The sequence below is a fragment of the Bacillus sp. FSL R5-0709 genome (genome assembly GCF_038004785.1).
Classification (GTDB): Bacteria; Bacillota; Bacilli; order Bacillales; family Bacillaceae_G; genus Bacillus_A; species Bacillus_A mycoides.
Genome location: NZ_JBBORT010000001.1, coordinates 362,970 through 389,620, shown reverse-complemented (window position 1 = coordinate 389,620; position 26,651 = coordinate 362,970). Strand labels below are relative to the sequence as shown.

Annotated in this window: 26 protein-coding genes and 1 riboswitch; of the genes, 10 read left to right on the top strand and 16 right to left on the bottom strand. The window is 35.2% G+C overall.

The window, feature by feature from the left end:
- Positions 1–51 precede the first annotated feature (51 nt).
- Positions 52–834: a nucleotidyltransferase domain-containing protein gene (locus tag MKX37_RS02065; RefSeq protein ID WP_002124948.1), complete on the bottom strand. Its 783-nt coding sequence runs from the start codon at positions 832–834 to the stop codon at positions 52–54.
- 113 nt (positions 835–947) lie between these two features.
- Positions 948–2,057 carry a PRK06851 family protein gene (locus tag MKX37_RS02060; protein WP_078422397.1) on the bottom strand — a complete coding sequence of 370 codons (1,110 nt, stop codon included), beginning with the start codon at positions 2,055–2,057 and terminating at the stop codon, positions 948–950.
- Between the two features lie 149 nt (positions 2,058–2,206).
- A riboswitch (SAM riboswitch) is annotated at positions 2,207–2,319 on the top strand.
- An 85-nt stretch (positions 2,320–2,404) separates the two neighbouring features.
- Between MKX37_RS02060 and MKX37_RS02055 the strand changes: the two genes are divergently transcribed.
- Entirely contained in the window at positions 2,405–3,037 is a 633-nt protein-coding gene (locus tag MKX37_RS02055; RefSeq protein WP_002091277.1) for a cyclase family protein, read from the top strand.
- A 25-nt stretch (positions 3,038–3,062) separates the two neighbouring features.
- Here the strand turns inward: MKX37_RS02055 and MKX37_RS02050 are convergent, their stop codons facing one another.
- From MKX37_RS02050 to MKX37_RS02020, 7 genes are all read right to left on the bottom strand, one after another.
- Positions 3,063–3,446: a hypothetical protein gene (locus MKX37_RS02050; protein WP_033708170.1), complete on the bottom strand. Its 384-nt coding sequence runs from the start codon at positions 3,444–3,446 to the stop codon at positions 3,063–3,065.
- A 229-nt stretch (positions 3,447–3,675) separates the two neighbouring features.
- A complete protein-coding gene (locus tag MKX37_RS02045; RefSeq protein ID WP_078422396.1) occupies positions 3,676–4,902 on the bottom strand; it encodes an ATP-binding protein in 1,227 nt (408 codons plus the stop codon).
- 143 nt (positions 4,903–5,045) lie between these two features.
- A complete protein-coding gene (locus MKX37_RS02040; RefSeq protein WP_002016709.1) occupies positions 5,046–6,311 on the bottom strand; it encodes a hypothetical protein in 1,266 nt (421 codons plus the stop codon).
- Positions 6,312–6,543: 232 nt separating this feature from the next.
- Positions 6,544–7,212 carry a hypothetical protein gene (locus MKX37_RS02035; RefSeq protein ID WP_002029528.1) on the bottom strand — a complete coding sequence of 223 codons (669 nt, stop codon included), beginning with the start codon at positions 7,210–7,212 and terminating at the stop codon, positions 6,544–6,546.
- Between the two features lie 178 nt (positions 7,213–7,390).
- Positions 7,391–7,834: a hypothetical protein gene (locus MKX37_RS02030; protein ID WP_002029527.1), complete on the bottom strand. Its 444-nt coding sequence runs from the start codon at positions 7,832–7,834 to the stop codon at positions 7,391–7,393.
- Positions 7,835–7,854: 20 nt separating this feature from the next.
- Positions 7,855–8,379, bottom strand: coding sequence for a hypothetical protein (locus tag MKX37_RS02025; RefSeq protein WP_002029525.1), 525 nt, complete (start codon positions 8,377–8,379; stop codon positions 7,855–7,857).
- A gap of 247 nt (positions 8,380–8,626) precedes the next feature.
- Positions 8,627–8,866: a helix-turn-helix domain-containing protein gene (locus tag MKX37_RS02020; protein WP_002029523.1), complete on the bottom strand. Its 240-nt coding sequence runs from the start codon at positions 8,864–8,866 to the stop codon at positions 8,627–8,629.
- Positions 8,867–9,048: 182 nt separating this feature from the next.
- On the opposite strand from MKX37_RS02020, the gene MKX37_RS02015 reads away from it, so the two are divergent.
- Complete coding sequence (locus MKX37_RS02015; RefSeq protein WP_002029521.1) at positions 9,049–9,417, top strand: hypothetical protein; 369 nt, start codon at positions 9,049–9,051, stop codon at positions 9,415–9,417.
- A 231-nt stretch (positions 9,418–9,648) separates the two neighbouring features.
- On the opposite strand, the gene MKX37_RS02010 is transcribed toward MKX37_RS02015, so the two are convergent.
- On the bottom strand, positions 9,649–10,698 hold the full coding sequence (locus tag MKX37_RS02010) for an NAD(P)/FAD-dependent oxidoreductase (RefSeq protein WP_002124939.1): 1,050 nt from the start codon (positions 10,696–10,698) through the stop codon (positions 9,649–9,651).
- A 330-nt stretch (positions 10,699–11,028) separates the two neighbouring features.
- On the opposite strand from MKX37_RS02010, the gene MKX37_RS02005 reads away from it, so the two are divergent.
- Genes MKX37_RS02005 through MKX37_RS01995 form a run of 3 tightly spaced genes read left to right on the top strand, consistent with a single transcriptional unit; the run spans position 11,029 to position 14,039 of the window.
- Positions 11,029–11,946 carry an iron-hydroxamate ABC transporter substrate-binding protein gene (locus tag MKX37_RS02005; protein WP_000732562.1) on the top strand — a complete coding sequence of 306 codons (918 nt, stop codon included), beginning with the start codon at positions 11,029–11,031 and terminating at the stop codon, positions 11,944–11,946.
- Positions 11,947–11,994: 48 nt separating this feature from the next.
- Positions 11,995–13,035, top strand: a complete 1,041-nt coding sequence (locus MKX37_RS02000; RefSeq protein WP_002029518.1) for a FecCD family ABC transporter permease — start codon at positions 11,995–11,997, stop codon at positions 13,033–13,035.
- Positions 13,032–14,039 (top strand): FecCD family ABC transporter permease, encoded by a 1,008-nt coding sequence (locus MKX37_RS01995; protein ID WP_016121392.1) that lies wholly within the window; start codon positions 13,032–13,034, stop codon positions 14,037–14,039. The genes MKX37_RS02000 and MKX37_RS01995 overlap by 4 nt, the downstream gene beginning before the upstream one ends.
- Positions 14,040–14,085: 46 nt before the next feature.
- Here MKX37_RS01995 and MKX37_RS01990 read toward each other — a convergent pair whose 3' ends face one another.
- The 3 genes from MKX37_RS01990 to mtnK are packed head-to-tail and all read right to left on the bottom strand — an operon-like array spanning position 14,086 to position 17,067.
- Positions 14,086–14,727 (bottom strand): L-fuculose-phosphate aldolase, encoded by a 642-nt coding sequence (locus MKX37_RS01990; protein ID WP_061676147.1) that lies wholly within the window; start codon positions 14,725–14,727, stop codon positions 14,086–14,088.
- Between the two features lie 54 nt (positions 14,728–14,781).
- Complete coding sequence (gene mtnA / locus MKX37_RS01985; protein ID WP_078422305.1) at positions 14,782–15,825, bottom strand: S-methyl-5-thioribose-1-phosphate isomerase; 1,044 nt, start codon at positions 15,823–15,825, stop codon at positions 14,782–14,784.
- A 12-nt stretch (positions 15,826–15,837) separates the two neighbouring features.
- Positions 15,838–17,067 carry an S-methyl-5-thioribose kinase gene (gene mtnK, locus MKX37_RS01980; RefSeq protein ID WP_002124934.1) on the bottom strand — a complete coding sequence of 410 codons (1,230 nt, stop codon included), beginning with the start codon at positions 17,065–17,067 and terminating at the stop codon, positions 15,838–15,840.
- A gap of 590 nt (positions 17,068–17,657) precedes the next feature.
- Between mtnK and ahpC the strand changes: the two genes are divergently transcribed.
- Complete coding sequence (ahpC, locus tag MKX37_RS01975; RefSeq protein ID WP_000924420.1) at positions 17,658–18,221, top strand: alkyl hydroperoxide reductase subunit C; 564 nt, start codon at positions 17,658–17,660, stop codon at positions 18,219–18,221.
- Between the two features lie 14 nt (positions 18,222–18,235).
- Entirely contained in the window at positions 18,236–19,762 is a 1,527-nt protein-coding gene (gene ahpF / locus MKX37_RS01970) for an alkyl hydroperoxide reductase subunit F (protein WP_016126497.1), read from the top strand.
- A 50-nt stretch (positions 19,763–19,812) separates the two neighbouring features.
- Here ahpF and MKX37_RS01965 read toward each other — a convergent pair whose 3' ends face one another.
- Both MKX37_RS01965 and MKX37_RS01960 read right to left on the bottom strand, forming a co-directional pair.
- Positions 19,813–20,421: an SAM-dependent methyltransferase gene (locus MKX37_RS01965; protein WP_002169275.1), complete on the bottom strand. Its 609-nt coding sequence runs from the start codon at positions 20,419–20,421 to the stop codon at positions 19,813–19,815.
- 151 nt (positions 20,422–20,572) lie between these two features.
- A complete protein-coding gene (locus MKX37_RS01960) occupies positions 20,573–21,688 on the bottom strand; it encodes a M20 peptidase aminoacylase family protein (protein ID WP_003187097.1) in 1,116 nt (371 codons plus the stop codon).
- Between the two features lie 289 nt (positions 21,689–21,977).
- Here MKX37_RS01960 and nhaC point away from each other — a divergent pair, with 289 nt between their 5' ends.
- Positions 21,978–23,399, top strand: a complete 1,422-nt coding sequence (nhaC, locus tag MKX37_RS01955; protein ID WP_002151541.1) for a Na+/H+ antiporter NhaC — start codon at positions 21,978–21,980, stop codon at positions 23,397–23,399.
- Here nhaC and MKX37_RS01950 read toward each other — a convergent pair.
- Positions 23,396–24,673 carry a hypothetical protein gene (locus tag MKX37_RS01950; RefSeq protein WP_002124924.1) on the bottom strand — a complete coding sequence of 426 codons (1,278 nt, stop codon included), beginning with the start codon at positions 24,671–24,673 and terminating at the stop codon, positions 23,396–23,398. The two genes, nhaC and MKX37_RS01950, sit on opposite strands and share 4 nt — an antisense overlap.
- A gap of 93 nt (positions 24,674–24,766) precedes the next feature.
- Between MKX37_RS01950 and MKX37_RS01945 the strand changes: the two genes are divergently transcribed.
- Positions 24,767–25,876 (top strand): mandelate racemase/muconate lactonizing enzyme family protein, encoded by a 1,110-nt coding sequence (locus tag MKX37_RS01945; protein WP_078422304.1) that lies wholly within the window; start codon positions 24,767–24,769, stop codon positions 25,874–25,876.
- Between the two features lie 14 nt (positions 25,877–25,890).
- Positions 25,891–26,586: a hypothetical protein gene (locus MKX37_RS01940; RefSeq protein WP_002124919.1), complete on the top strand. Its 696-nt coding sequence runs from the start codon at positions 25,891–25,893 to the stop codon at positions 26,584–26,586.
- Positions 26,587–26,651: the final 65 nt, after the last annotated feature.

Sequence of the window (26,651 nt, the reverse complement as noted above, 5' to 3'; positions counted from 1 at the left end):
TGAGGTGGGAGTCTTACTGCCCGTTAATGCGGGATAAAAAAGAGCACAAACTCATTTGTGCTCTTTTTCATATACTTCAAACAATATATCTCGAAATAATGTATTCAAACTCTCAATATCAATCCCTAATCCCTTTTCAATCCCTTTCACGTATTGCTGATAATAATCAATTTGTTCTTCTAAAAATTGATTTAACGCCTGAACTTTCAATCCAACATCTAATTCCGTACCCGCTTTTTTCTTTACTAACAACTTCTCAATCTCATTCAATACACTACGTTCTATAGATAGTTCTATAAGTAATCGGTCAAATTCTACTGGAGGTAATGTCCCTTTCTCTTCTAGCCACTGACAAGCTAAAATAGGACGTAATACATAAAAGTACTTTTTCAACTTTACATTTTCACCTTGCAAAAATTCACGATAATTTTTTGAAGCCATATGTAAGTAATGATATATCGTTGCTTTTGGATCAAAATTCTTTTCACTCTTTTGCTGAAGCTGCTCTGGAAAGTTAGAGTTTTTCGAATAAAAAATTGGTGATCGAATCCACTCAAGTAAAGCTGGATTTGACTTCGCGAATAGTTGCAATGCCTTTTTAATATCCCAACCACTTATGTCTAAATCATCACTAATTGGATATTCGATTACATCACGCTTATCATGGATTGATAAATACCATTCTACAGGGTGTATATAAACAAACCTAACATCATAATCACTATCTTTCGATGGAAACCCCCACGCCCGACTCCCTGATTCCACAGCGAATAAAATTTTCACACCATTCTCTTTTTCAATTCGCTCTAGTTCTAATTCAATTTTCTCTCTCATTTCATACCATCTCCATTTTTTGATTATTTCCCTGGGAATTCGACAAATATACGACTAATTTTACTATATACCAAAACAGCTGTCAGACAATTTCTGACAGCTCAATAAAGCACTTATTTTTTCTTTTCAATTACAGTAGCAGTAATTCGTTCAAACTCTTTTTGAATTTCCTCTTTATATGCATCCACTTTTGAAAAATCCATAGCAGCAATATAAATTCGTTCTAATTTATCACGAACTGATTTTGCTTTTGCTAAGAAAGACATTGCCTCATTCATTTTTGTTTTATATTGAATGGAAACGTCACGAATTTCTGTAGCATACTTCTCATCCGTCCCTGGTTTAACAATAAGAGTATACATATCTATAATCTCATCACCTTCGCGACTTGGAAAATATTCATGTGGTGCGGTACTATCAAAAATTGCAAATCCTAATTCTCTTACGATAACCATATCAAGACTATTCGGGTCAAACCCGCAATGATATACTTCAACGTCAAAACCTTTTTCTTCTGCTGCCTTCGATAACTTTTTAAGCATTGTTGATTTTCCAGAACCCGGGCGTCCTTTTATAAAATAACGATGTGGTAATCCTTCTGTTAAATTAGGAACAAAATCAACTGCTCCTTTCGGTGTAGCAGCTCCTAAAAAACGATGTTTCACAATCGATTGTTCTCCCTTTTTATCTGCAAATAATTTCTGAATTAGCTGTTCTGTTAGTTCATTTGCTTTATTAAAATCAATGTTATTAATATATATTTTCTCCCACTCATCATGTATAACTAACGCCTCTTTAAAACATCCGTAAGCAGATTTGAAAGCCTTGCCCGCTTCTAATACAAACCGTTCAATTTCTAACTTCTGCTTTCTTAATTTATCTGAGTCCCAAGCAACTCCTAAATTTATATACTCTTCAATAACTCCTGGCATTTTCGGCTCAATAACATGCGGTGATGTTCCATCAACAATTCCTACTTTTAATTTCGGAATAATCACCCCATCAACTGACTTATTATCAGAAGAACAATGCAAAAGTTCAATATCATATCCTTTTTCAACCCATTCACGACCTATTGCCTTAATTAAAGAAGATTTTCCCGTTCCTGGGCCTCCCTTTAAAATAAACAACCTGTCTAGCCCCTTCAAATTCTCTTCGTATAAGCTGTGAAATCCTCTAGCTGTATTTCCACCGGCATAATAATTTAATACATTCCCTGTCACTGCACTCACTCCTTCGCAACAGTCTACTTACATAAGCTACAATATGCGAGCAACTTTATTTGGGTGAACACCTAATTTGTATTGCGCGAAAAAAGGAAATGAATTACAATTTAAATATCGCGAATATTCCGAATTTAAAATCGAATAAACCTTTATCAAGAGAGGCAGAGGGACCGGTCCTTTGAAGCCCAGCAACCTCAGTTTATGCAAACTGAATAGGTGCTAATTCCTGCAAAATGCATTGCATTTTGGAAGATAAAACTCAACTAGTATGTAAAGCTCATCTTTCTTGATTATGAAGGATGGGCTTTTTATTATTTGAAAAAAATATATTGGAGGTATGTAAAATGAAAGTAATTGATCTATCACAAACGTTTGAAAATAATATGTCTCAATTTCCTGGAACACCAAAAATCCAACTAGAAGCCATTACAAGCGTTGAAGAAACAGGTTATCAAGTTACGAATTTTCATTCTGTCGTTCATGTTGGTACGCATTGTGATGCGCCTGCTCATTTCATTTCAGGCGCAACCACTATTGATCAATTACCCCTAAATCAATTTGTAGGCGAAGCTGTTCTTATCGATGTGACTCATGTTCAAGAGCGAAAATTACCTAAGGAAGTATTACATACTGTCGACATAAAAGAAGGCGATATTGTCATTTTCCATTCCAATCTATCTAATAAATGGAATACCGAAGCTTATGAGAAAGAAGCGTTTTATCTTTCCGAAGAATTAGCTGAAGAACTAGTTCAATTAAAAGTAAAATCTGTCGGTTTAGATTTTATTTCTCCTGATGAGGTAACGACAGAAACATCACCGATTCATCACATACTGTTAGGAAATAATATTTACTTAATTGAAAACTTAACAAACTTAGATGCCATTAAAGCTAAACGATTCTTTTTCTCAGCAGCACCTTTAAAAATTAAAAATAGTGACGGTGCTTTCGCAAGGGCATTCGCTGTTATTTTTTAAACATGGTCTACAAAAAAAGCAAAGATCACTTTTGACCTTTGCTTTTATATTTTTTATTTAAGTTAAAAAAGAATTGCTCCACCCTTGGTCGTATCCAAGCTAAATAATCTTTATCTTTCTTCTTTGTACAAGCTATCTCTTCTCCATCTACCATTTCGACAAGTTCTAGCTCTAACAGTTGCCTCGTAAATGCTACCATATTTACTTCTTCTGCTGGATATTCTTCTTTTAATTTCTCCTCAATTTCTCCCAATAAAAAACCGTCACGCATCATTGCTAGTGCATCAATCCAAAGTGGCGGCATTTCATATGTCTCTCCTGTAATCGTATCTTTTACAATATAGTTCTTTTGCTCTTTTCGAAATTGAATCGTGTGTAAACATACAGTCGAATTTAATGTTAATTCCATCATACCACCCCTTTCATCATATCCGCATAGAAAAAAGGATGCGCGTGCACCCCTTCTTTTCTTTTCATAACACTACTGAACCGTTACATGAGCTAAAAGCTCTATGTCGATATTTTCCTCCATTATAAACGAAGTTTTTTATAAAAAAAACCCTTCTTGAAACATTTTATAAAATGTTTATATTTACACAACAAGAACACTTTTCTGAAAAGTAATTTCGTCTAATGCACTACACTGTTGGTAAATAAATTTCCACTTTCGTTCCTATCCCCATACTACTTTCAATCGCGATACTCCCTTGATGTTCTTCAATAATTTTATATGTAATCATTAATCCAAGACCTGTACCATTCTCTTTTGTTGTATAAAAAGCTTTTCCGATCTTTTCTATTTTCTCATTTTCTATCCCAAGACCTTGATCTTCAACAGAAATACACAAGTTCTCTCCAGCTTTTTCATATGCCAGAATCTGAATATTCCCGCCTCCTGGCATCGATTCAATTCCATTTTTGATGATGTTTAACAACACTTGTTTTAATTGCTTATCATCACCATTTATAACGGGTAAATTTCCATCTACTTGCAAATTAAATTTCACTTTATATTGAGTCGCATAGCTTTCCATTAACTGTACAACATATAAAAGGATTTCCCCTATATTACACCATTCATAATTTGTTGGTTTCGGTTTTCCTAATAACATCAATTCACTAACAAACCCATTAATTCTCTCAATTTCTTGCAGCATAATCTCATAGCTCATCGTATCTTCAGGATTTCTTTCTTTTTGAATTTGTGTAAATCCTTTTAAAGCTGTTAATGGATTTCGAATTTCATGAGCGATTGTTGTAGACATAGTCCCAATAACCGCTAAATTTTCTGTCTCTTCCATACTGTTCATCATCTCAACAACTGTCCTTACATAAGATTGAAATCTCTTTAATAAAGAATGCGAAATGATGAAAAAGAATATACATAATACAAGCGGAATCACAACTTTTACATCTTGTAATATCAAAGTAAAAAATACATATTTTCCAATTACACTACAGGACACGAAATAAAAATATTTTCTGTTCACGAAAATCGGTGCAAATAAAATTAAAAATATTTCAACCATATTTCCATTTTCAAAAACACGATCACTGTGTAAATAAATCATTAAGTTATTAATAAGATCAATAAGCATATACCCAATTAAAAATAAGTATTTCACAAAATATACATAACCTTGTTTTTGAAGATATATTGAAATAGGAAATAAAGATATTACTAATATATATACACCTATTCCCATACCACCTTCTGGCCACCCTACCCTTGCTTCATTAATATTGATAGCGGGATAAATAAAATAATAGATAACGTCATATAAAAATAATATAATATAGAATAATAATATAAATACTTTTAAAGCTTCTCTTTCTTCATAAATCAAGCTCTTGTATTTGTTCATATAAAAACTCCTCTTGATCAATACAAAAAAACATTTCAAGTATTATCTCTTTAAATTATAATTATGAAATTGCTTTCAGGGCAACATGTAACCTTCTAATACTAAAAGGAAGGAGATACATCTCCTTCCTTTTCAGTTACAATTTATATCCATCTTACCCTATCATTTAGCAATCCATCTGTGAAATTATTATGTCCTACTACAAAATCCTTCATATATAAATTTAAATATTCCCCATACTTACTTTCAGTATTTAATAATAATTCTTCTACATAATAAGCGCCTTGTCCAAAAGTATCTAACAGTAAACTACATAAGCCAGCATAAATTCCACACCCTACTTGGAAGTACGTCGCATTTGTTTTATATTTTTGAAAAACTTGGCTACTATTCATTACATTATACATGTATGTCTCATTATGTTCATAAACGAGTAACACACCGACTAAATCTTCTCCTATAATATCATCTTCTGCTGGATTAAATACTTTACGATTCCAATTCCATAAATCTTCCACTTTGTCTAAGTTCTGTCTAATTAAGTTTGTTGTATACTCATTGATCCGATAAAGAAAACCCACTTCCATATTAAAAGATTTCCCTAAAATTAAAACTTCTTCATGTGGCATTAAGCAACCATAAAATTCTTTTTCACCTAACTTTACTTTATACTCTGAAGCATATACATCCTCATAAAAGTAAAGTGGACGATGATGACTCATATACATAGGATAACTCCATATCGCTTCATCAAGAAAACGCTCAACTGCCCATGATGCATAAAGTGTATGAGGTTTTATAAGCTCTTTATCATTCAAAAATGAATTATCATGTTCTACAATATAGCATGCTCGCGGCTTTTCATTTGGACGTTCTTTCATAAGCTCAACAACCATCCATTGAACAACACCAGGATTCATACCTGAGCCTATAATCGCTCTTGTATTTGTAAATGTTTCTTTCTCCTTCTCAAACCTCGTATACCTTTCCGTAAGCTGAAAACCAAGTAAACTATCGTCTTGATCTACTGCCTCATTTTCCAAAGCCGAATTAATATAACAAATGCCAAGGTCATTACAACAACTCAGTACCCTAATTGTATCTGCACCTGAAACATCAATAACAACCTTCGTTCTTTTTTCCTTTAAATGATGTTTAAATTTGACTACATCTTGAAGGTTTATTTCATATAAAAAAAATTGCTCTTTCAAATTTGGAAACAACTCATCATAATAACTTTTATCTTTTTGTTTTATATCCACCAAATGGAAGTTCACATTCTTTATCACTTCATAAATTGGATCTTTTTCATTTACTACCGCTTGATTCAAAATTGCTAACACTGCTTTTGCTGCTCCACCCGCACTGCCAAGTAATGTAATCGAAAACGAATCTGGAAACTGCTCCACAAACAAAACCCCTTTAATAAAGTAGTTGAGCAGCACTTCCTCAAAAGTGAGTTGAATACACAAAAAGGTAGCTCGTACACCTTTAGTACAAGATTGCCCCTTCAAAGATCACACTAACATACCTATATGATATTCAATTCATTTTCCCCCTCATATCCAAATCGAATTAAACAAATAGGCTCGACCTTTTCTTCCCTATATATAAAAGAAAAAGCCAGCCCTCTCAACTAGTCTACGGACAATGGACAGATTTTACATGTTGAATATTTACATACATTTTTGCATCACGTGCTTTTAATATTTCAATATGCCCTTCATCAATTTTCGCCATCTTTCCGATTTTGTTAGATTCTTCACCTAAATCAAACACCATAATTTTCCCAGACATTTTAATAAGCTGTTCTTCGAACGTTCTCGCTAAAGTAATATTTAATGGATTTACGGGGAGTTCATTTTTATTGAGGGAATAAGGGACTTGGTTCTCTTTATAAGGAATTAGCCATTTCAAATGCTTTAAAGATATATATACCGTTTTATAAACTGGACTATAAAAAACAATATAATCGTTCATTACACTTGTAACATAACCGTGTATCGGAACATTTCCTGCCACATAAATTTCTGTAAAAATCCCTTTAGATGTGATTAATACTTTTCTCAAAGAAATTGAAGGTGATTCCCTCTTAATTACAGAGTCCACACCAGGCTTTAATATTTCTTCATCATGCTCTCTTAAAAATTTATAATATTGGATATGGTATAAAGATATATATACATAGTCTTGTCCATTGTAAAGAACAACAATATCATTCCCTACATCAATTAATATACCTCTAAACTTTCTTTCACCGATTAATTTAACGTATATATTTTCCCCAATGTTCTTGTTTAACTCATTCATCTATATCCTCCTTTCTATGAAATTGCGCTTTTCTGTCTTCCATTTCAAAAAAATAATCAGGGGCAATGTTCCGTCTTTTAATAGTAAGAATTCTTTTTCATATACCGCGAAATTATTGCAGCAAAATATGAAATCGTTCTTCACTTTCAATCATAATGCCCCTTTTATTTATTAAACATTATTCTTCTTCATTCTTTTTGTTTTTAACTATTTGACTCACACTCTTAATATGAGAATTAATTATATAAATGACCTCATCACCGTTTACTAGTGTAATACTTCCATCATGTATATCACTTAATAAACCTTCCACACACTCTGGTCCACCACGATTAATCTTTATCCATTTATACTTCAAGTCATTTAATACATCTAAAAAAGTATCTTCATCAGCATAGAAATATGAACCATATTCTCCCGGTGCTTCTTTCACTTTCCTAACTAGACTCTTCACATGTTTCAACTGGTAATATACTAATTCTCCAAGAGGCAATTGTAGTGTAAGGTAATCTTTTCCTAATGATACGAGTACACCTACTCTACTTTCTGGTCCGCGAAGATTTACTTTTACATTTTCACCGACTAAACCTTTAATTTGATCACAGCATAATACACTCTCCAATTTTGTACCCTCCTTTCTTATTATCTTCCTCTACTTGATTGTCTTTGTGCACGAGCGCGACTTGAATTATTACTGTTTTCATTACTTTTCTCATCGCTACTCTCATCACTATTCTCTCCACTTACTGGTGCATTATAATTAACACTCTTAATATGAGATAGTGCAATTAATACCACTTCTTCTTTTATAATTAACGTTACATAATCGCAAGAAACATCTTGTAAAATACCTTCAACTTTCTCTGGACCACCACGATTAATTTTCACCCAGCGGTATTTGAAGCCTTGAAGTAGCGTTTCAAAGTCTTCTGCACTGTCTTCTTCCGACCATACAGAATCACCTATCCCACCATCTTTCGTATTTTTTGTAATGCTTTTCAGATGGCGAAGCTGGTAGTAATGGTACTCTCCTTTTTCATTCTGTAATACGACGTAGTCCGTACATACTGACACTATTATTCCTTTTTGAGATTCCGGTCCACCTCTGTTTACTCTTACATAAGATCCAATTAATTCTTTCAAAAAATCCCAATGAAATAAACTCACGAGAAAACCCCTTCCATTAATTTATAAGCTTTTGCACTGATAGTATATGTATCTGTACAGGTTACGTTCTCTATGTTTGTCCCCTGTATAAAAAAATATGCTTTTAACTAATAGTACTAATCCCTATAAAATCTTCTTTTCCTTAAAGTAACTCTGGGATTTCGGATGACTTTTTCATCCCTTAATATAAAAAGCCCCCGTATTAAGATACATTTCTGCATATCTTAATACGGGGGCTTTTATAAATTTAATCTTCGTCTTTAACATCCATATCTTCTGGAATTGGTTCGTTTAATATTTCTTCCACTAACTGCTTATATTTCTCCATTTGTTCTAAATGTGTATTAAACTGTTCCTTGTTTATTAAATATTGCTCTCCATCAAACAGTGCACGAATTTTCTTTTGCTGAATTAAGTCTTCAACATACGATTTTGGTAATTTCAAATACTCCGCAGCCTCTTCTATCGTTATATACAATGTGTTCATTCCTTTATTATTTTTTCATATATATACTGTATCTTACTTTATTTTTGTAAACAAATAAAAAAGATTTTGTAAATACAAATTAAAAAGCAGGTAGATGCATTCCATATATTGTATAATAGTATAGTAAGTATTTTTTTAAATATAGAATGGTATTACCCATTTACACAAAGGAGAGTTAACATATGGCTACTCGTCACATCATTACAATGTTAGAAAAAACATTACAAGTTGAAACAGAAAACACAATTTCTCATCTATCTAATTCTTTATCCGATCGTATTCTTTCACAAAGTGCAGCAGTACATGAAAACAATTGCTATCATACAATTGGCGAATGGTACAAAAATCATTTCTTATTCCAACAAGATGATTTCCTTTGGGCTAAATACGTTTTCTATGACGCATATTGTGAGTCTATAAAAAAACAGGGTCATCTTACAAAACGCGTTCGTCAAATATTAGAATCATTAGCTCGAAAACATGGAAAACAATACATTGCGTCTATACTAAATATTCCATTTCCTAATGAACAGGAAAAAGGGACAGCATAATTTAATAATGGTCCGCACAAACCAACTATAGATTCATTGTTCTCTGGAAATATTCACAAATAAAATGTTCAAGTCTTTGTGTTCCCTTTTTATAGAAATACATTCATATGACATGAACTAATGAAAACGGTGTCATGAAAATGATTGAAAATATAGTAAACAGGAAAAACCCCATTTGTATCTCTCGTCCATAGAAATAGAGATGTAAATGGGGGTATACTTGTTCCTTTATTATTTCATCATCTGCTTAATCAATTCTCGATTTCTCTTCTTAAATACTTCATTATGGGAAGAAACCATTCCGTACTCACTTGCATCAGGTTGAATAAATTGTTTCGCTTTATTCACAGCGTTTCCAGCATCTTGGAATGCCCCTGCAATTAAATGTAATTTCCCGTCATGCTTTAAAATATCTCCAGCAGCATATAATCCATCTACAGACGACTCACTATTTGCATTACCTGCAATATAAAAATTATCTATAATTGCAACATCTAGCTCACTATTTTCTAATAATGTTATATCACGTTCATATCCATGATTAATAATAACTTCATCGATAGATAAATGAGAAATCTCTCCTGTTTCATGATTTGTTAATTCTACATATTCAATCGCTTCATGGTTATCACCAGCAATTAATTTTGTAATCGATGTATTAAAGAAACATTCTGCCGAACTGTTCATAAGTTGTTTTACTTGTGCTTCATGACCAGATAATTCTTCTTTTCTATATGTTAAATAAACTTTTTTCGCAATCGGTTCTAATTCATTTGCCCAATCAATTGCAGAGTTCCCTCCGCCTGAAATAATTACCGTTTTATCTTTGAAACGTTTTAACGATTTAACTGTATAATTTAAATTTGAGACTTCGAATCTCTCAGCACCTTCAATTGATAACTTTTGTGGATTCAATATACCACTCCCAGTTGCGACGATCACTGTTTTTGAAAAATGTTCTTCCCCAGAGCTTGTTTTCAACGTAAAAATACCCTCTTCATTACGAATAATTGATTCTATTTTTGTATTCAATACAACTTCAGGCTGAAATGTTAATCCTTGTTGTACAAGTTGCTCAATTAATTTCTCACCAGTGACCGGTAATAATCCGCCAATATCCCAAATCATTTTCTCCGGATAAACATGTATTTTTCCACCTAACTGTGGTTGAAATTCTATTATTTTCGTTTTCATCTCTCTTAGTCCACTATAAAAAGCTGAATAAAGCCCTGCAGGTCCTCCGCCTATCACAGTTACATCAAACAATTCTTCTTGATTCATTCGTGTCACTCCTCAGCTACTAATAATTGATTATCATTCTCAATAAAATATAACTTGTTTTTATAAATTTTACAATCAAAATCACTATTGACAATACACCTATATAAAATTATAGTATTTAAAGAATCAATAGTGATAATCATTATCAATTTGTTAATTATTAGCAACTGTGAGATTACATCTTCTTCTATTACTATGGTGAATACTACATGGTAAAATCTCAAGTTCAAGATTGTTAATAAGACTTTTGTATTACCACTAACTTTTCAAAAGATCAAAGCTAAACAATTTATTGTATATCACATATCATCTATCAAAAGGAGAAAGACGATGAAAAAATTATTTATTTCACTAACAGTTCTGTTCGTCCTTGTTATGAGTGCTTGTAGCAACGGTTCAACAGACAAGAAGAACGACGCAAAAGGTAAGAAATCAGAAACAATTACATACCAATCTGAAAATGGTAAAGTAGAAGTTCCAGCAAATCCACAACGTGTTGTTGTCCTATCATCATTCGCTGGTAACGTAATGTCATTAGGTGTAAATCTTGTTGGGGTAGATTCATGGTCTAAACAAAACCCACGTTTCGATAGCAAACTGAAAAATGTCGCTGAAGTATCAGATGAAAATGTTGAAAAGATTGCAGAATTAAATCCAGATTTAATCATTGGTTTATCAAATATTAAAAATGTTGATAAGTTAAAGAAAATCGCTCCTACTGTAACATACACTTACGGAAAAGTTGATTACTTAACACAACACTTAGAAATCGGTAAATTATTAAATAAAGAAAAAGAAGCAAAAACTTGGGTTGATGATTTCAAGAAACGCGCACAAACAGCTGGAAAAGACATTAAAGCGAAGATTGGTGAAGATGCAACAGTTTCTGTTGTTGAAAACTTCAACAAACAGCTTTACGTATACGGCGAAAACTGGGGCCGCGGAACAGAAATTCTTTACCAAGAAATGAAATTAAAAATGCCTGAAAAAGTAAAAGAAAAAGCTTTAAAAGAAGGATACTACGCATTATCTACTGAGGTATTACCTGAGTTTGCTGGTGATTACTTAATCGTAAGTAAAAACAAAGATACTGATAACTCATTCCAAGAGACAGAATCATATAAAAACATTCCAGCAGTAAAAAATAATCGTGTATATGAAGCAAACATGATGGAATTCTATTTCAATGATCCACTTACATTAGATTTCCAACTAGACTTCTTCAAGAAGAGCTTTCTTGGTCAATAATACAAACATGAGGAATTCTTAATTTAAGAATTCCTCTTCCTTTATTCTATGAAAAGAAAAGATGTGAAACGAATGAAAAAAGAGCAAGACAACCTACGTTCCAACGCTTTTACATACAAATTAATTTTGAGTATCATTGCATTCTTTCTTATTTTTATGTTTGCAATGGTGTTAGGCGCTGCAGATACTTCTATAAAAGACGTATGGTTAGCACTTACTTCCTCTGCTAAAGGAGATAAGCTATCCATCCTTCGTGAAATACGTTTACCACGTGAAGTTGCTGCTATTTTTGTAGGGGCTGGACTCGCTGTTTCTGGTGCAATTATGCAAGGATTAACGCGAAACCCACTTGCCGATCCTGGATTACTTGGCCTAACTGGTGGCGCAAATGCTGCACTTGCACTAACACTTGCCTTCAATCCTTCTATAAGCTATCTTTACTTAACACTAGCTTGCTTTATCGGTGCTGCAATTGGCGCTATTATGGTATTTGGAATTGGCATGGTGAAAAAGGGCGGACTTTCCCCTCTTCGAATTGTATTAGCTGGTGCTGCTGTTTCAGCATTTCTACTTGCAATCTCAGAAGGTGTTGGCATTTACTTTAAAATTTCACAAGATGTATCAATGTGGACGGCTGGGGGCGTAATTGGAACGAGTTGGAGCCAATTAAAAATTATTATTCCGGTTATTTCAATAAGTATATTTATCGCTATCTTACTTGCAAAGAAATTAACAGTTCTTAGTTTCAGTGAAGAAGTTGCTGTTGGACTCGGTCAAAAGATTATCGTCATTAAAACAATTTTATTTATCATTATTATCTTGCTTGCAGGTGCTTCTGTAGCGCTTGTCGGAAACATGGCATTTATCGGCTTAATGATACCTCATATGGTTCGTCCAATCGTTGGACCAGATTACCGTTTTGTTATACCGATGTCAGCGATCGCTGGTGCTTCCTTTATGCTGCTCGCAGATACAATCGGACGCACAATTAACGCTCCGTATGAAACACCAGTTGCTGCAATCGTCGCAATTGTAGGATTACCATTCTTCCTATTTATTGTACGTAAAGGAGGAAGATCTTTCTCATGATGCAATCTATTCTAAAGAAACAACGCCTTATCATACTTGCATTACTCATACTTACCATCACAACAATTGTAATTGGAATGGGGCTCGGTTCTGCCGCTCTCTCCTATGACAGATTAATCCCAACACTTATGGGACAAGGTTCATTTAAAGAAGAATTCGTTTTATATTCTTTAAGGCTACCTAGAATCGTCATTACATTATTAGCCGGTATGGCACTCGCTTTATCAGGTGCTATATTACAAGGTATTACCCGAAACGATTTAGCTGAACCTGGTATTCTCGGCATTAACGCTGGTGCTGGTGTTGCAGTTTCTGTTTTCTTTCTATACTTCCCGATAGACGTAGGTTCATTTCTTTACCTACTACCAGTCGTTGGATTTATCGGTGCGTTTCTAACAGCTGTTCTAATTTACGTATTTTCATATAGCAAATCCACAGGCCTTCAGCCAATAAGATTAACATTAACCGGCATCGGTTTTTCCTTTGCACTATCTGGCGCGATGATTGTACTTATTTCATCTGCAGATCGTATGAAAGTAGACTTTATCGCTAAATGGATTGCCGGAAACATTTGGGGAGATGACTGGACATTTGTTTTAGCAATGCTTCCTTGGCTAATCGTATTAATCCCATTTGTTTTCTATAAGGCAAATAGATTAAATATACTAGCATTAAACGAGCCAGTAGCAATCGGTGTTGGAATTGAAATTGAAAAAGAACGAAGATACTTATTAATCGCAGCCGTTGCACTTGCTGCCGCTGCTGTTTCCGTAACAGGAGGCATTAGCTTTATCGGACTTATGGCTCCTCACATCGCCAAATCTTTAGTAGGTCCAAGGCATCAAATATTCATCCCTATCGCCGTTTTAATCGGCGGATGGTTATTACTACTAGCGGATACAATTGGACGAAATATCGTCGAACCTAGCGGTATTCCAGCTGGTATTGTCGTTGCTTTAATTGGTGCACCTTACTTTATGTATTTGTTATTGAAGAAGGCATAGAGAAACACCCTCAAGATTTTTTTCTTGAGGGTGTTTTCATTTCATTTTACTGCTGCCCATACCCTTCAAACTTCTTCGCCAAATTCTCCATCTCGTCTTCTGGCAGTAATTTCGGTTCTCCGACACTTTTCGTTTGATAATAAATTTGAGCACAAAACTCTATTTCTTCTGCAATAGTAAACGCCATTTTTATATTATTCGCTCCGGCCATTAAACCATGGTTCGCAAGTAAAACTGCACGGCGATCAATCATGCCCTCGAAAGCTGCCTCTGCTAATTGCTTCGTACCAAATGTTTCATATGGTGCACAGCGTACATTCGGGCCTGCGAAAGCAATTAAATATGATACAGCAGGAAGTTCCCATCCTAATGATGCGATTGTCTTCGCATAAGGAGAATGTGTATGTACAAGCGCATTTATATCTTCACGATTTCTATAATAGATAAGGTGCATATCTAATTCGCTTGATGGTTTTCTCTCTCCTTCTATCACTTCACCATCTAAATTCAATATAACTACATCTTCAGGCGTCGTTTCATAATAATCTAGACCACTTGGGCTAATTGCAACAAGACCTTGTTCACGATTGAAAATACTAATATTACCGCCAGTCCCCTTTGTTAAACCACTAGAAATCATTTTCTTTCCGTACGCTACAACTTCTTCTCTTTCTTTTTGCAGTAACATATACATCCCCCTAGTAAGAAACTTATGATGACTATTTTTCTAAAAACTATCTACTTATTGAAATAACTTTTTTAAATTCTCCATAAACGGTGCTCTCACAATTCCTTTTTCCGTAATAATCGCTGTTACATTTTCATATGGCGTGACATCAAATGCCGGATTGTATACTTTACTTTCTTGAGGAGCAGAGTATTGTCCGAAACGATTGATCACTTCAGAAGCATCCCTTTCTTCAATTGGAATTTCTTTTCCTGTCAGTGTTTTCAAATCAATTGTCGGCGTTGGTGCTGCTACATAAAACGGAATGTTATAATATTTAGCCAAAATCGAAACACCTAATGTTCCAATTTTATTTGCTACATCCCCGTTTGCTGCTACACGATCACATCCAACGATTACTGCATCGATTTTCCCTTGTGACATGACCATTGCCGCCATATTATCTGTAATGACCGTTACATCAATTCCCGCTCGCTGCAGTTCTAATGCCGTTAACGTTGAACCTTGTAATCTAGGGCGTGTTTCATCGGAATAGATTTTTAAGTCCCATCCTTTTTCTTTCGCTAAGTACATTGGAGCTGTCGCAGTTCCATACTTAGTCGTTGCTAACGCACCTGCATTACAATGCGTTAATACCCCCATGCCATCATGGAATAATGTTAATGCATGTTCTCCAATTTGACGGTTAATTTCTTCATCTTCTCTATGAATCTCTTTTGCTTCTTCTAATAATCTATCTTTCAACTGCGCAATTGATAAGTGAGCATTCTCTTTCGCGACACTTTCCATTCTTTCAAGCGCCCAAAATAAATTTACTGCCGTCGGTCTTGATGTCGCTAAGTATGCACATACCTTTTTTACTTCCGCTATGAATTCTTCCGCCGAACTTTCCGCAACTTCCTTTACTCCTAAATACACACCGTAGGCTGCTGAAACACCTATTGCCGGCGCTCCTCGTACTTTCATTACTTGAATCGCATCCCACACACCCTCAGCCGTTTTAAAAGATTCATAGACTACTTCGTTCGGTAATACCGTTTGATCCAATAACACTAAAGCATCATCTTTCCACTGAATTGATATTAATTGCTCTGCCATCATCTTCTCCCCTTATTTCGCACTATGCATTGACTGTTTTTTTAACGTTTCTACAAAGCTGCTACCTGTTTTATATTGATTCGCTTGTAAAATAAACTTCTTCGCTGTCTGAAGACAAATTCGCTCCGCTCTAGCACGCGCCTCTTCATTCTCAATACAAGTCATATCCTTTACCTTCGCTAGACCAACAATACGACGAATTAACTCAAGACCCGTCACTGCAGCTGTATCCTCTAATACAGATTGTAAATAAACTCGGTTAAAGCCTTCTTCCTTCGCCATAATCTCTGTCACATGAATATCCCAAGCATCTAAAAACTTCTTCTTAAATAAATCAATTACATCTATCATGGTAGATTCTATCCAGTTCATATATGTATCTTTCTCAATACCAGATTGCATCACTGCATCTGCATTCACCCATGCAAACATTAAATTCGCCATTATATTCCCAACGTCATATCCCATAGGTCCATAAAAAGCAAATTCAGGATCAATAACCTTTGTAGAATCACTTTTTACAAAAACAGAACCAGTATGTAAATCACCGTGAAGTAGCGCTTGTGCATTCGTCATAAACGAAAACTTAAGTTTTGCTACTTCCATACGAAGCTCTTTATCACTATAAATATGCTCCCTAATCCATCCTTCATTTAATTGAAACAATTCGTTGCGTTTATTATGGTTTGTGAATGGCTCTGAATATACGAGGTCCTCTGTAATCTCACATAACTCAGGATTTATATAATTCTTCACGAGTTCCTTCTTCTCTTTATGATTCATTACAACATCTGATGTTAATAGAAGGGTATTTACCATAAAAGTAGTTAAATCATCAGCAAGCCTCGGAAACATTTGATGATTTATGAGTGCTGTACGCAATATTGTGTGATCTGATAAATCTTCCATCACGCAACAATTCATCACACTATCAAACAAATATACATTTGGCACGAGTCCAGATGCTAACTCTCCTTCTAATCGCAAAACATCTGATTCTATACGGATTCGATTCGTCGACAACTTAAACTCATCTGAAATACGCGCTGTATCCCCAGCTTGCTTTACAATGACAGAAATGTTCTTCTGTTCATCCCAAACGCGGAACACATAATTTAAATTACCATCACCTATTTCTTTACACTTTAGCCCCTTTGCATGCTCGAACTTAGGTAATTTCTCTTGCACATATGCAATCACATCTTTAGCTTCCATTAAAAAATACTTCGTGAACTTAGACATGGTTTCCCCTCCACACTAAATGTAAACGTTTTCTAAAAGCCGTAAAAAATAATAGACTGAAACTTTTTCAATCTATACTATATCTTCTCTATTGCAATACATATCTCGCTTTTATTATATCTTGTTAGAAATGAGCGTCAATGTTTCTATTTCTCATTGCAATATACTTCTTATTATATATATTTATGATGACAATAATTGTTCACAAAGATTCCGATACATTTTGTTTTATTTATTGCACAATTCTTTGTAAAATAGAAGTAAGCAGTTCCTTTTCAAATCCACAACTTCTAAGAAATATTTCCTTCCTAAGAATTTATACTTACACCATGTCTCTAACATACACACTACTCTCTCAAACACTCATTGAAAATTTATGACTTGAAAATTACCTTTTAATTCCCTAGCAGCCTTAATTGAGAATAAATATTAATTAAATTGGTATAAAGTTGGTTTATTCTCTTGACAAAATAACCACTTCTATATGATAATTAATATCGAATTAGAATTATTATAGTTAATTAAAAAATATATTTTATGAGCAAACTAATTTCCGATGCTCAAAACCAACCTTTAGGAGGAATTTTAATATGTTATTAATCGGCACAGAAGTAAAACCGTTTAAAGCTAATGCTTACCATAATGGAGAATTTATCCAAGTTACTGACGAAAGTTTAAAAGGAAAATGGAGCGTAGTTTGTTTCTATCCAGCAGACTTCACATTCGTTTGTCCAACTGAACTTGAAGACTTACAAAACCAATACGCAACTCTAAAAGACTTAGGCGTTGAAGTATACTCTGTATCTACAGACACTCACTTCACTCACAAAGCATGGCATGATAGCTCAGAAACTATCGGCAAAATCGAATACATTATGATTGGTGACCCAACTCGCACAATCACTACAAACTTCAACGTTTTAATGGAAGAAGAAGGTCTTGCTGCTCGTGGTACATTCATCATCGATCCAGACGGCGTTATCCAATCTATGGAAATCAATGCTGACGGTATCGGCCGTGACGCAAGCATCCTTGTTAACAAAATTAAAGCAGCTCAATACGTACGTAACAACCCAGGTGAAGTTTGCCCAGCTAAATGGCAAGAGGGTTCTGCAACACTTAAACCAAGCCTTGACCTTGTAGGCAAAATCTAAGGAGTTCGATCAAAATGATACTAGATGCAGATATAAAAACACAACTATCCCAATACCTTCAGTTAATGGAGAACGATATTTTACTTAAAGTAAGCGCAGGAGACGATAACGTATCTAAAGATATGTTATCTCTAGTAGATGAATTAGCTACTATGTCATCTAAGATTACAGTAGAAAAAGTTGAACTAGAGAGAACACCAAGCTTTAGCGTAAATCGCCCTGGTGAAGACACTGGTGTCGTATTCGCTGGTATTCCATTAGGACACGAATTTACTTCATTAGTGTTAGCTTTACTACAAGTTAGTGGACGTGCTCCAAAAGTTGAACAAAAATTAATCGATCAAATCAAAAACATTCAAGGCGAATATCATTTTGAATCTTATATCAGCCTAAGTTGTCATAACTGTCCTGATGTTGTACAAGCTCTTAACGTGATGAGCGTTCTAAACTCTGGTATTACACATACTATGATTGATGGCGCTGCATTTAAAGAGGAAGTAGAAAGTAAAGACATCATGGCAGTACCAACTGTTTACCTAAATGGCGAATCTTTTGGAAGCGGTCGTATGACACTTGAAGAAATTTTAGTTAAAATGGGTAACGGTCCAGATGCATCAGAGCTTTCTGATAAAGATCCATACGATGTTCTTGTTGTTGGTGGCGGCCCAGCTGGTGCAAGTGCAGCAATTTATGCAGCACGTAAAGGCATCCGCACTGGTATCGTTGCTGAGCGCTTCGGTGGTCAAGTAATGGATACTATGGGTATTGAGAACTTCATCAGCGTAAAACGCACTGAAGGTCCTAAGCTAGTAGCAAGCCTTGAAGAGCACGTAAAAGAATACGACATCGATGTAATGAATCTACAACGTGCGAAACGTTTAGAGAAAAAAGAACTTATTGAAGTGGAACTTGAAAACGGCGCTATTCTGAAAAGTAAGAGCGTAATCGTTTCAACAGGTGCTCGCTGGCGTAATGTTGGCGTACCGGGTGAAGCTGAGTTCAAAAACAAAGGTGTAGCATACTGCCCACACTGTGACGGTCCATTATTCATCGGAAAAGATGTAGCGGTTATCGGCGGTGGTAACTCTGGTATTGAAGCAGCTATCGACTTAGCAGGTATTGTTAAGCACGTAACTGTTCTTGAATTCATGCCAGAATTAAAAGCTGATGCTGTATTACAAGAACGTCTTAACAGCTTACCAAACGTAACTGTTCTGAAAAACGTTCAAACGAAAGAAATCACTGGTACTGATAAAGTAAACGGTATTTCTTACATCGATCGTGAAACTGAAGAAGTACACCATGTTGAATTACAAGGTGTATTCGTTCAAATCGGTCTTGTGCCAAACACAGACTGGTTAGGCGAAACAGTTGAACGCGTTCGCGGTGAAATCGTAACAGACAAGCACGGCGCTACAAACGTACCAGGAGTGTTTGGTGCAGGTGACTGTACAAATAATCCGTACAAACAAATCATCATCTCTATGGGTTCAGGTGCGAATGCAGCTTTAGGTGCATTTGATTACTTAATCCGTAACTAATTATATAGACGTGAGTTTTAAAAAAGCAGGTGCCAAGGCACCTGCTTTTTTTATAATCCTAATGTATAAACTAAAAATCTCTCATTCCCATTCTTCTCATAAGCACCCGGCAATCTAACCTCTCTCTTCAATTCAAACGCAGTCTGGTTCTCTAAGAAGAAAATATAATCTTCAGAAGGATAGTATAAAATAATATCCACTTCCCTCTCTATTTCCTCTACCGAAAGCAAAATGTTATTCACTACGTTCATAAACACTTGTACAGAAAATGGATTGAAGAAATAAAACCGGTTATCACGTGGATCAATCTCATATTCCTGCGCTAAACAACATTCAAACCGAATTTTATCTTTACTGTTTCTCACTTTTCGCGCATAACGATCACGATTATCCATTGCTTCTTTATAAAACTCTTCATTCATTTCAATTCCAACCGCTAATGCATCGCACTTATGGTGCATGTAAAAATTCAATCTCCCTTTTCCGCACCCAAAGTCTACAATTCGATCGCTACTTGTTATTTCATATTGATTCAATAACTCATCTAATCCGCTATATGGCGTCGGTTCATAACGGTGATAATGCATAGACTTATTAAATCCTTTTTGCTCGCCGACAGTTTTTATATTTAATACAGCATCGTAATATTGTTCGTTCATTCGTTTGCTCCTATTAAGAAATATTACTATTATTATACACCACGTACTGAATGCTCATTTTTATCAAATTAATTGGTACGTGAAATTATATTATCGCGAAATCAAATATATCGACTTAACAACAAATTCCTACCAAAAAAACAGGAGCTTTCTAGCCCCTGTCTTCTAATACTTTCAATACAGTTTGTTTCAATATTTCTACTCCATCCATTATACAGCTATGATCAAACTTCATATACGGATGGTGTAATCCAGGTTGTAAGTTCGCCCCTAGTCCAAGCATGACAGCTTTTAAATGGGGTCTTTTCACTGTATAGTAATGGAAATCATCGCTTCCTGTCGTATACAGTGGTCCAGTACATCCCTCTTCCCCGTACACTTCAAGAATGCCTTTCCGCATGAAACGCTCAGCTTCTTCTGACACTTCAGCTCCTGGTGCGAGATCAATCCACTCATAAGAAAGTTTAGATCCCATTGATTCAGCTGACTGAATTACTTGCTCTATTCTTCGCTTCAATTCATCTAGTAATATGTTATTTTCTGCTCTTACATCTAAACTAAAATGCCCGTTACCTGGAATAATATTTAGATTATCACCACCAGCTTGGCATCTCGTCATCTTAACAGAATAAGACGTCTGCGGCGGTAACCATATATTTTTCAATCCAATATTGATCATCGAAATGACATCAATTGCATTTATACCTTGATGTGGGCGTGCACCGTGTGCATCATCTCCATGAATCATCCCTTCTAAAAATGCTGCAGCTCCGTGACGAATAGATGGGGCTGCTTGTTTCAAAGGCAGTTCTTCAATCGGCCTTAAATGAACACCAAATAAGAAATCAGCATCATCCACGGCGCCCTTCTCTACCATCTTTAAGGAACCATTTCCTTTTTCCTCTGCCGGCTGAAAAATAAATCTAACAGTACCACTATCCCATCTCATATTTTTCAATTGTAAAATAAGGCCCATCACAATTGTCATATGAGCATCGTGGCCGCACGAGTGATTCGCTTTAAATTCTCCGTCTACTTCTTGCCATAGTGCATCCATATCAGCACGAATCGCGATAACTGGATTCCCTCTTCCGATTTCAGCAATCACGCCAGGGCAATCATCAAATATTTTATATGAAATTCCTTCTTCTTTTAGAAAGTTAGTAATATAAGCTGTCGTTTCATATTCCTTCCAGCTTACTTCAGGGTTTTCATGTAAATGCTGAAAAATTTCAGTTAAACGCTCTTGTAGTTCTAATGTTTTCAAAGCTTCATTCTCCTTCCCCTAATTACAAACCATTCAGATTAATTATACTTATGAAAAACAGATGTTTTTATGAACATATTGAATTTTAAGAAAAAAGTCAATTGTTTATTTTTTAATACCATTAATACCCGATTTCAACTCATCTTATAAAGATATCCATACAAATAGAAGATTCGATATTTTCTGTTTATATATTGACGCTTATATCTATTTTTAGTTATTATAACTTAATAACGTCTATTTTGCGACAATTCTAAAAATACAAACATACATAATGAGGAGGCAGTTTATGAAAAGAGAAATACCTTTTGGCATAGCAATAATCCCTATTATCATTACAGTTGCAGTTATGATGGTTACAATTGTTGTATTAGAACAAAGCCCTCACGTCCCACTTATTATTGGTACAACCGTTGCTTCGATCGTCGCTTGGCGATACGGTTACAAATGGAATGACATTGAAGAATCGATGTATAAAGGAATTCGCCTTGCATTACCCGCTATCGTTATCATTATTCTTGTAGGTTTAACGATCGGTGCTTGGATTGGCGGCGGAATCGTCGCTACTATGATTTATTACGGCTTAAAACTTTTAACTCCATCACTATTTTTAGTTTCAATTACAATTATTTGTTCTATCGTTGCATTAGCAATCGGTAGCTCTTGGTCTACAATGGGAACAATCGGTGTTGCTGGAATGGGAATTGGCCTAAGTATGGGAATCCCAGCTCCAATGGTTGCCGGTGCTATAATTTCCGGTTCTTATTTTGGCGATAAAATGTCACCGCTTTCAGACACGACAAACTTAGCCGCAGGATTAACAAATACAGATTTATTCACACATATTCGTCACATGTTATTTACTACAATTCCAGGTTTAATTATTACTCTTATCGTTTATGCGTTCTTAGGAAGAAGCTTTGGCGATAACAATATTGATTCAAAAAGCATCGATCAAACGTTACAAGTATTGCAACAAAACTTTGTTATCTCACCTTTTCTATTAATTATACCAGTAGTTGTTATGGTATTGGTCGCTAAAAAAGTCCCTGCTATACCAGCTATTCTCGTAGGTGTTATTTTAGGATTTTTATCACAAGTCTTTATTCAAGGTGGCTCTGTCTCATCAGCTGTCGGTGCACTCCAAAGTGGATTTGTCATAGACACTGGAAACAAGTTAGTAGATGAACTATTTAACCGTGGTGGCTTAAGCTCTATGATGAATACAGTTTCTATGACAATTGTCGCTATGACTTTCGGCGGAGTACTAGAACATACTGGCATTCTTCGCTCAATTGTAAATCAAATTTTAAAATTAGCGACATCATCAAAAGGACTTATCGCTTCTACCATCGCATCTTGCTTTGCAACGAATCTTACTTGCTCTGAACAATATATTTCGATTGTTGTTCCTTCAAGAATGTATGCAAATGCGTACACAGAAAAAGGACTACATTCTAAAAATTTATCCAGAGCATTAGAAGATGGCGGAACATTAACTTCTGTTTTCGTACCTTGGAATACATGTGGTGTATTTATACTCGCAACACTTGGAGTCGGTGCATTCGAATATGCTCCTTATGCTATATTGAATTTCATCGTACCTATTATCTCAATCATTTATGGTATAACTGGCTTCACAATTACGAAGCTATCTGATATTGAAAAAGCAGACCTACTGAAAAAGCAAAAAGCACAACTAGAAGCTTAAAATTTTTGAAACGAATACAACGGTAAATTTAGCTCATATATTGCACGAGGGCGCCCTTGTTGATAGGGCATTTCCTCGCCGCAAATATTGGCATATCTGTAATCAACTAATTTCTTTAACAGCCTTTCCGTCGATCGCCGAGTCACTTGTAAGTACTCAGAAAGATCCGCCGCTGTAAATTTCAATGATGGATGCGATTGACTAAACTGAATAATTTTTGACAAGTTTGCAGGACTAAGCTTCGTTTCCTTCGCTATTTTCATTAATTCAGGATTATCGTTTTTTAAACTTTGTACTCTCTGTTCTTTCGGGAACGGACCAAATAATTCTTTATCACTTGTTAGTATATAAAAGCAGCTTTCTATCGGATTATTCTTTGCGAAACCTCGAGCGATTTTTGCATTTTGTTCCGCTTCATTTACTGTTTTTCCGTAACCAAATCCAATAGATACTGCGCCTTCTATATTCATAAATAAACGGTCTATCGTATTTGTTTTTATACTCAATTCAATATCACCACGAGTTGTATACAAAATAAAAGTCATTTCATCAACTTGTTTAAATGAACCACGTAATTCTTTTGAAATTACATTTAATTGTTCAAGCGAGCTTTCTTGTAACTCTATAAAGGATATAATACAAGCACCAACAGTAGCTGAATGGCTTTTTGCTAACTCAGCTTTTATTTTTGCATCTTTTAACCCATGTATAATTGATTGCGTTGGATCTATCATACGCTCTGAAGGAATCCCTATTTTTTGAAGTTCATCGTAGACAGCGTGAATACTAGTTAAAGCTAAATCAACCTCTCCAGATTGATATTTAGCTAAATGAAAATCAATGATTCTCTTAATTTCATCATTACTCCATAACATATTTTCATAATCCATCACTTGCGGCGTTTCTTGTAGACCGATGTCATGGAACACATTTGTAATAAACGAACGATCTACTAAATCAATTGAAATTTTATGAGGTTGAATACTTTGATGGTATATTATAGAAAGGAGTGAAGATGCGACAGTTGTCTCGTCTTGCTGCAAATATACACTTGGAATTGGTAATTGTTCTCTTATTTCTTTTGCCATATAATAAGGTAGGGCACCCGAGAAAAAGATAGCATCACAAGGTTTTAAACGCTTTAATAGTTCAGAAGATTCTGCCGGATGAAGGTAAATATATGGATCAATCTCTATTTCTTCTAGTTTATGAGCAATAGGTAAAAGATTCTCCATAAACTCTTTTGAACCGACAACTGCAATTTTTATCATCATTTTCTCTAACTCCTTATCATTAATTAACGACTATTTAACGTCAACTATATCAAATGTACAAAACCATTGTAAACAGGAAGGGGTCTTTATTCAATGAAAATTACAGCTATTCATCTTTACGCAATTCGTTTACCACTTCGCGATCCGTTTGTTATTAGTTATGGTTCTTATTCTGATATGCCTTCTATTATCGTCAAAATGGAAACAGATGAAGGCATTATCGGTTACGGTGAAGGCGTTGCTGATGATCACGTTACAGGTGAATCATGGGAAAGTACTTTCCATGTTTTAAAACATACACTAGCTCCTGCTCTAATTGGGAAAAATCCAATGAATATCGAAAAAATACACGATATGATGGACAATACAATTTATGGTATTCCTACTGCGAAAGCTGCGATTGATATCGCTTGTTTTGATATAATGGGCAAAAAATTAAATCAACCTGTATATCAATTAATTGGCGGACGCTATCATGAAGAGTTTCCTGTCACTCACGTCTTAAGTATCGCCGATCCAGAAAATATGGCTGAGGAAGCTGCCTCTATGATTAAGAAAGGTTACCAATCTTTCAAAATGAAAGTCGGCACGAATGTAAAAGAAGATGTAAAACGAATTGAAGCTGTACGTGAACGTGTAGGAAATGATATCGCGATTCGTGTTGATGTAAACCAAGGCTGGAAAAATAGCGCAAACACATTAACAGCACTTCGTTCATTAGGACATTTAAACATTGACTGGATTGAACAACCTGTTGTAGCGGATGATATTGATGCAATGGCTCATATTCGTTCGAAAACAGATCTTCCGCTTATGATTGATGAAGGACTAAAAGGCTCTCGTGAAATGCGCCAAATTATTAAATTAGACGCAGCTGATAAAGTGAATATAAAACTAATGAAATGCGGCGGCATATATCCAGCTGTAAAACTCGCTCATCAAGCTGAAATGGCAGGCATTGAATGCCAAGTTGGATCCATGGTCGAATCATCTGTTGCCTCTTCCGCAGGATTCCATGTCGCTTTCTCAAAAAAAATCATTACTAGCGTCGAGCTAACAGGACCATTAAAATTCACGAAAGACATCGGAAACTTACATTACGACGTACCATTTATTCGCTTAAACGAAAAGCCGGGACTCGGCATTGAAATAAACGAAAATACATTACAAGAATTAACCGTCTTTCAAGACGTTGTACGCTAAAGGAGGACTAACACATGACGATTCTTTACGAAGGAAAATTAAAACAAAACAACGATTCATTTCACGTTACATTACTATCTTTAGAACATATGGAACAAATTTTATCATTACAAAACGTTATAGTTGAAGCGCTAGAAGATAAAGGTCGTTTACAACCACTCTCGCTAGAAGAATTTCAATACATTCTAGAAGGAAACGGCATGATGATCGGGGCGTTTATACAAAACGAGCTCATCGCATTTCGTGCCCTACTAGTCCCTCCTATCGACGATGAACATTTAGGGCTTGATATTGGTCTACCAGAAAGTCAGCTACACCGCGTCATCTATCAAGAAATCTCAAACGTTCATCCAAACTGTCGAGGAAATGGCATGCAAAAAATATTAGCCACAGTCATCATGGATGAATTACAAAAAGAAGACAGCCAGTACGACTATGTTTGTTGCACCGTTGCACCTTTTAACATTCCAAGTTTAAAAGATAAATTTGCGCAAGGGATGGAAATTGCTGCACTGAAGGAGAAGTATGGCGGTAGTATGCGGTATGTTTTTGTGAAGGAATTGCGTAAGGACACAGAAAGAGATTGGACGAATGTTAAAAGTGTTCCGATGAGTGATGTTAGTGAAAAGCAAGCGTTACTTTCAGAGGGGTATCGTGGGTATGCGATGGAGAGAATAGACGATACTTTCACTGTGAAGTTTGGACGATAATCTATGTACAAAGAGAACCCTAATTCATTAGGGTTCTCTTTTATTTCATTCCACAATCTAAAGTA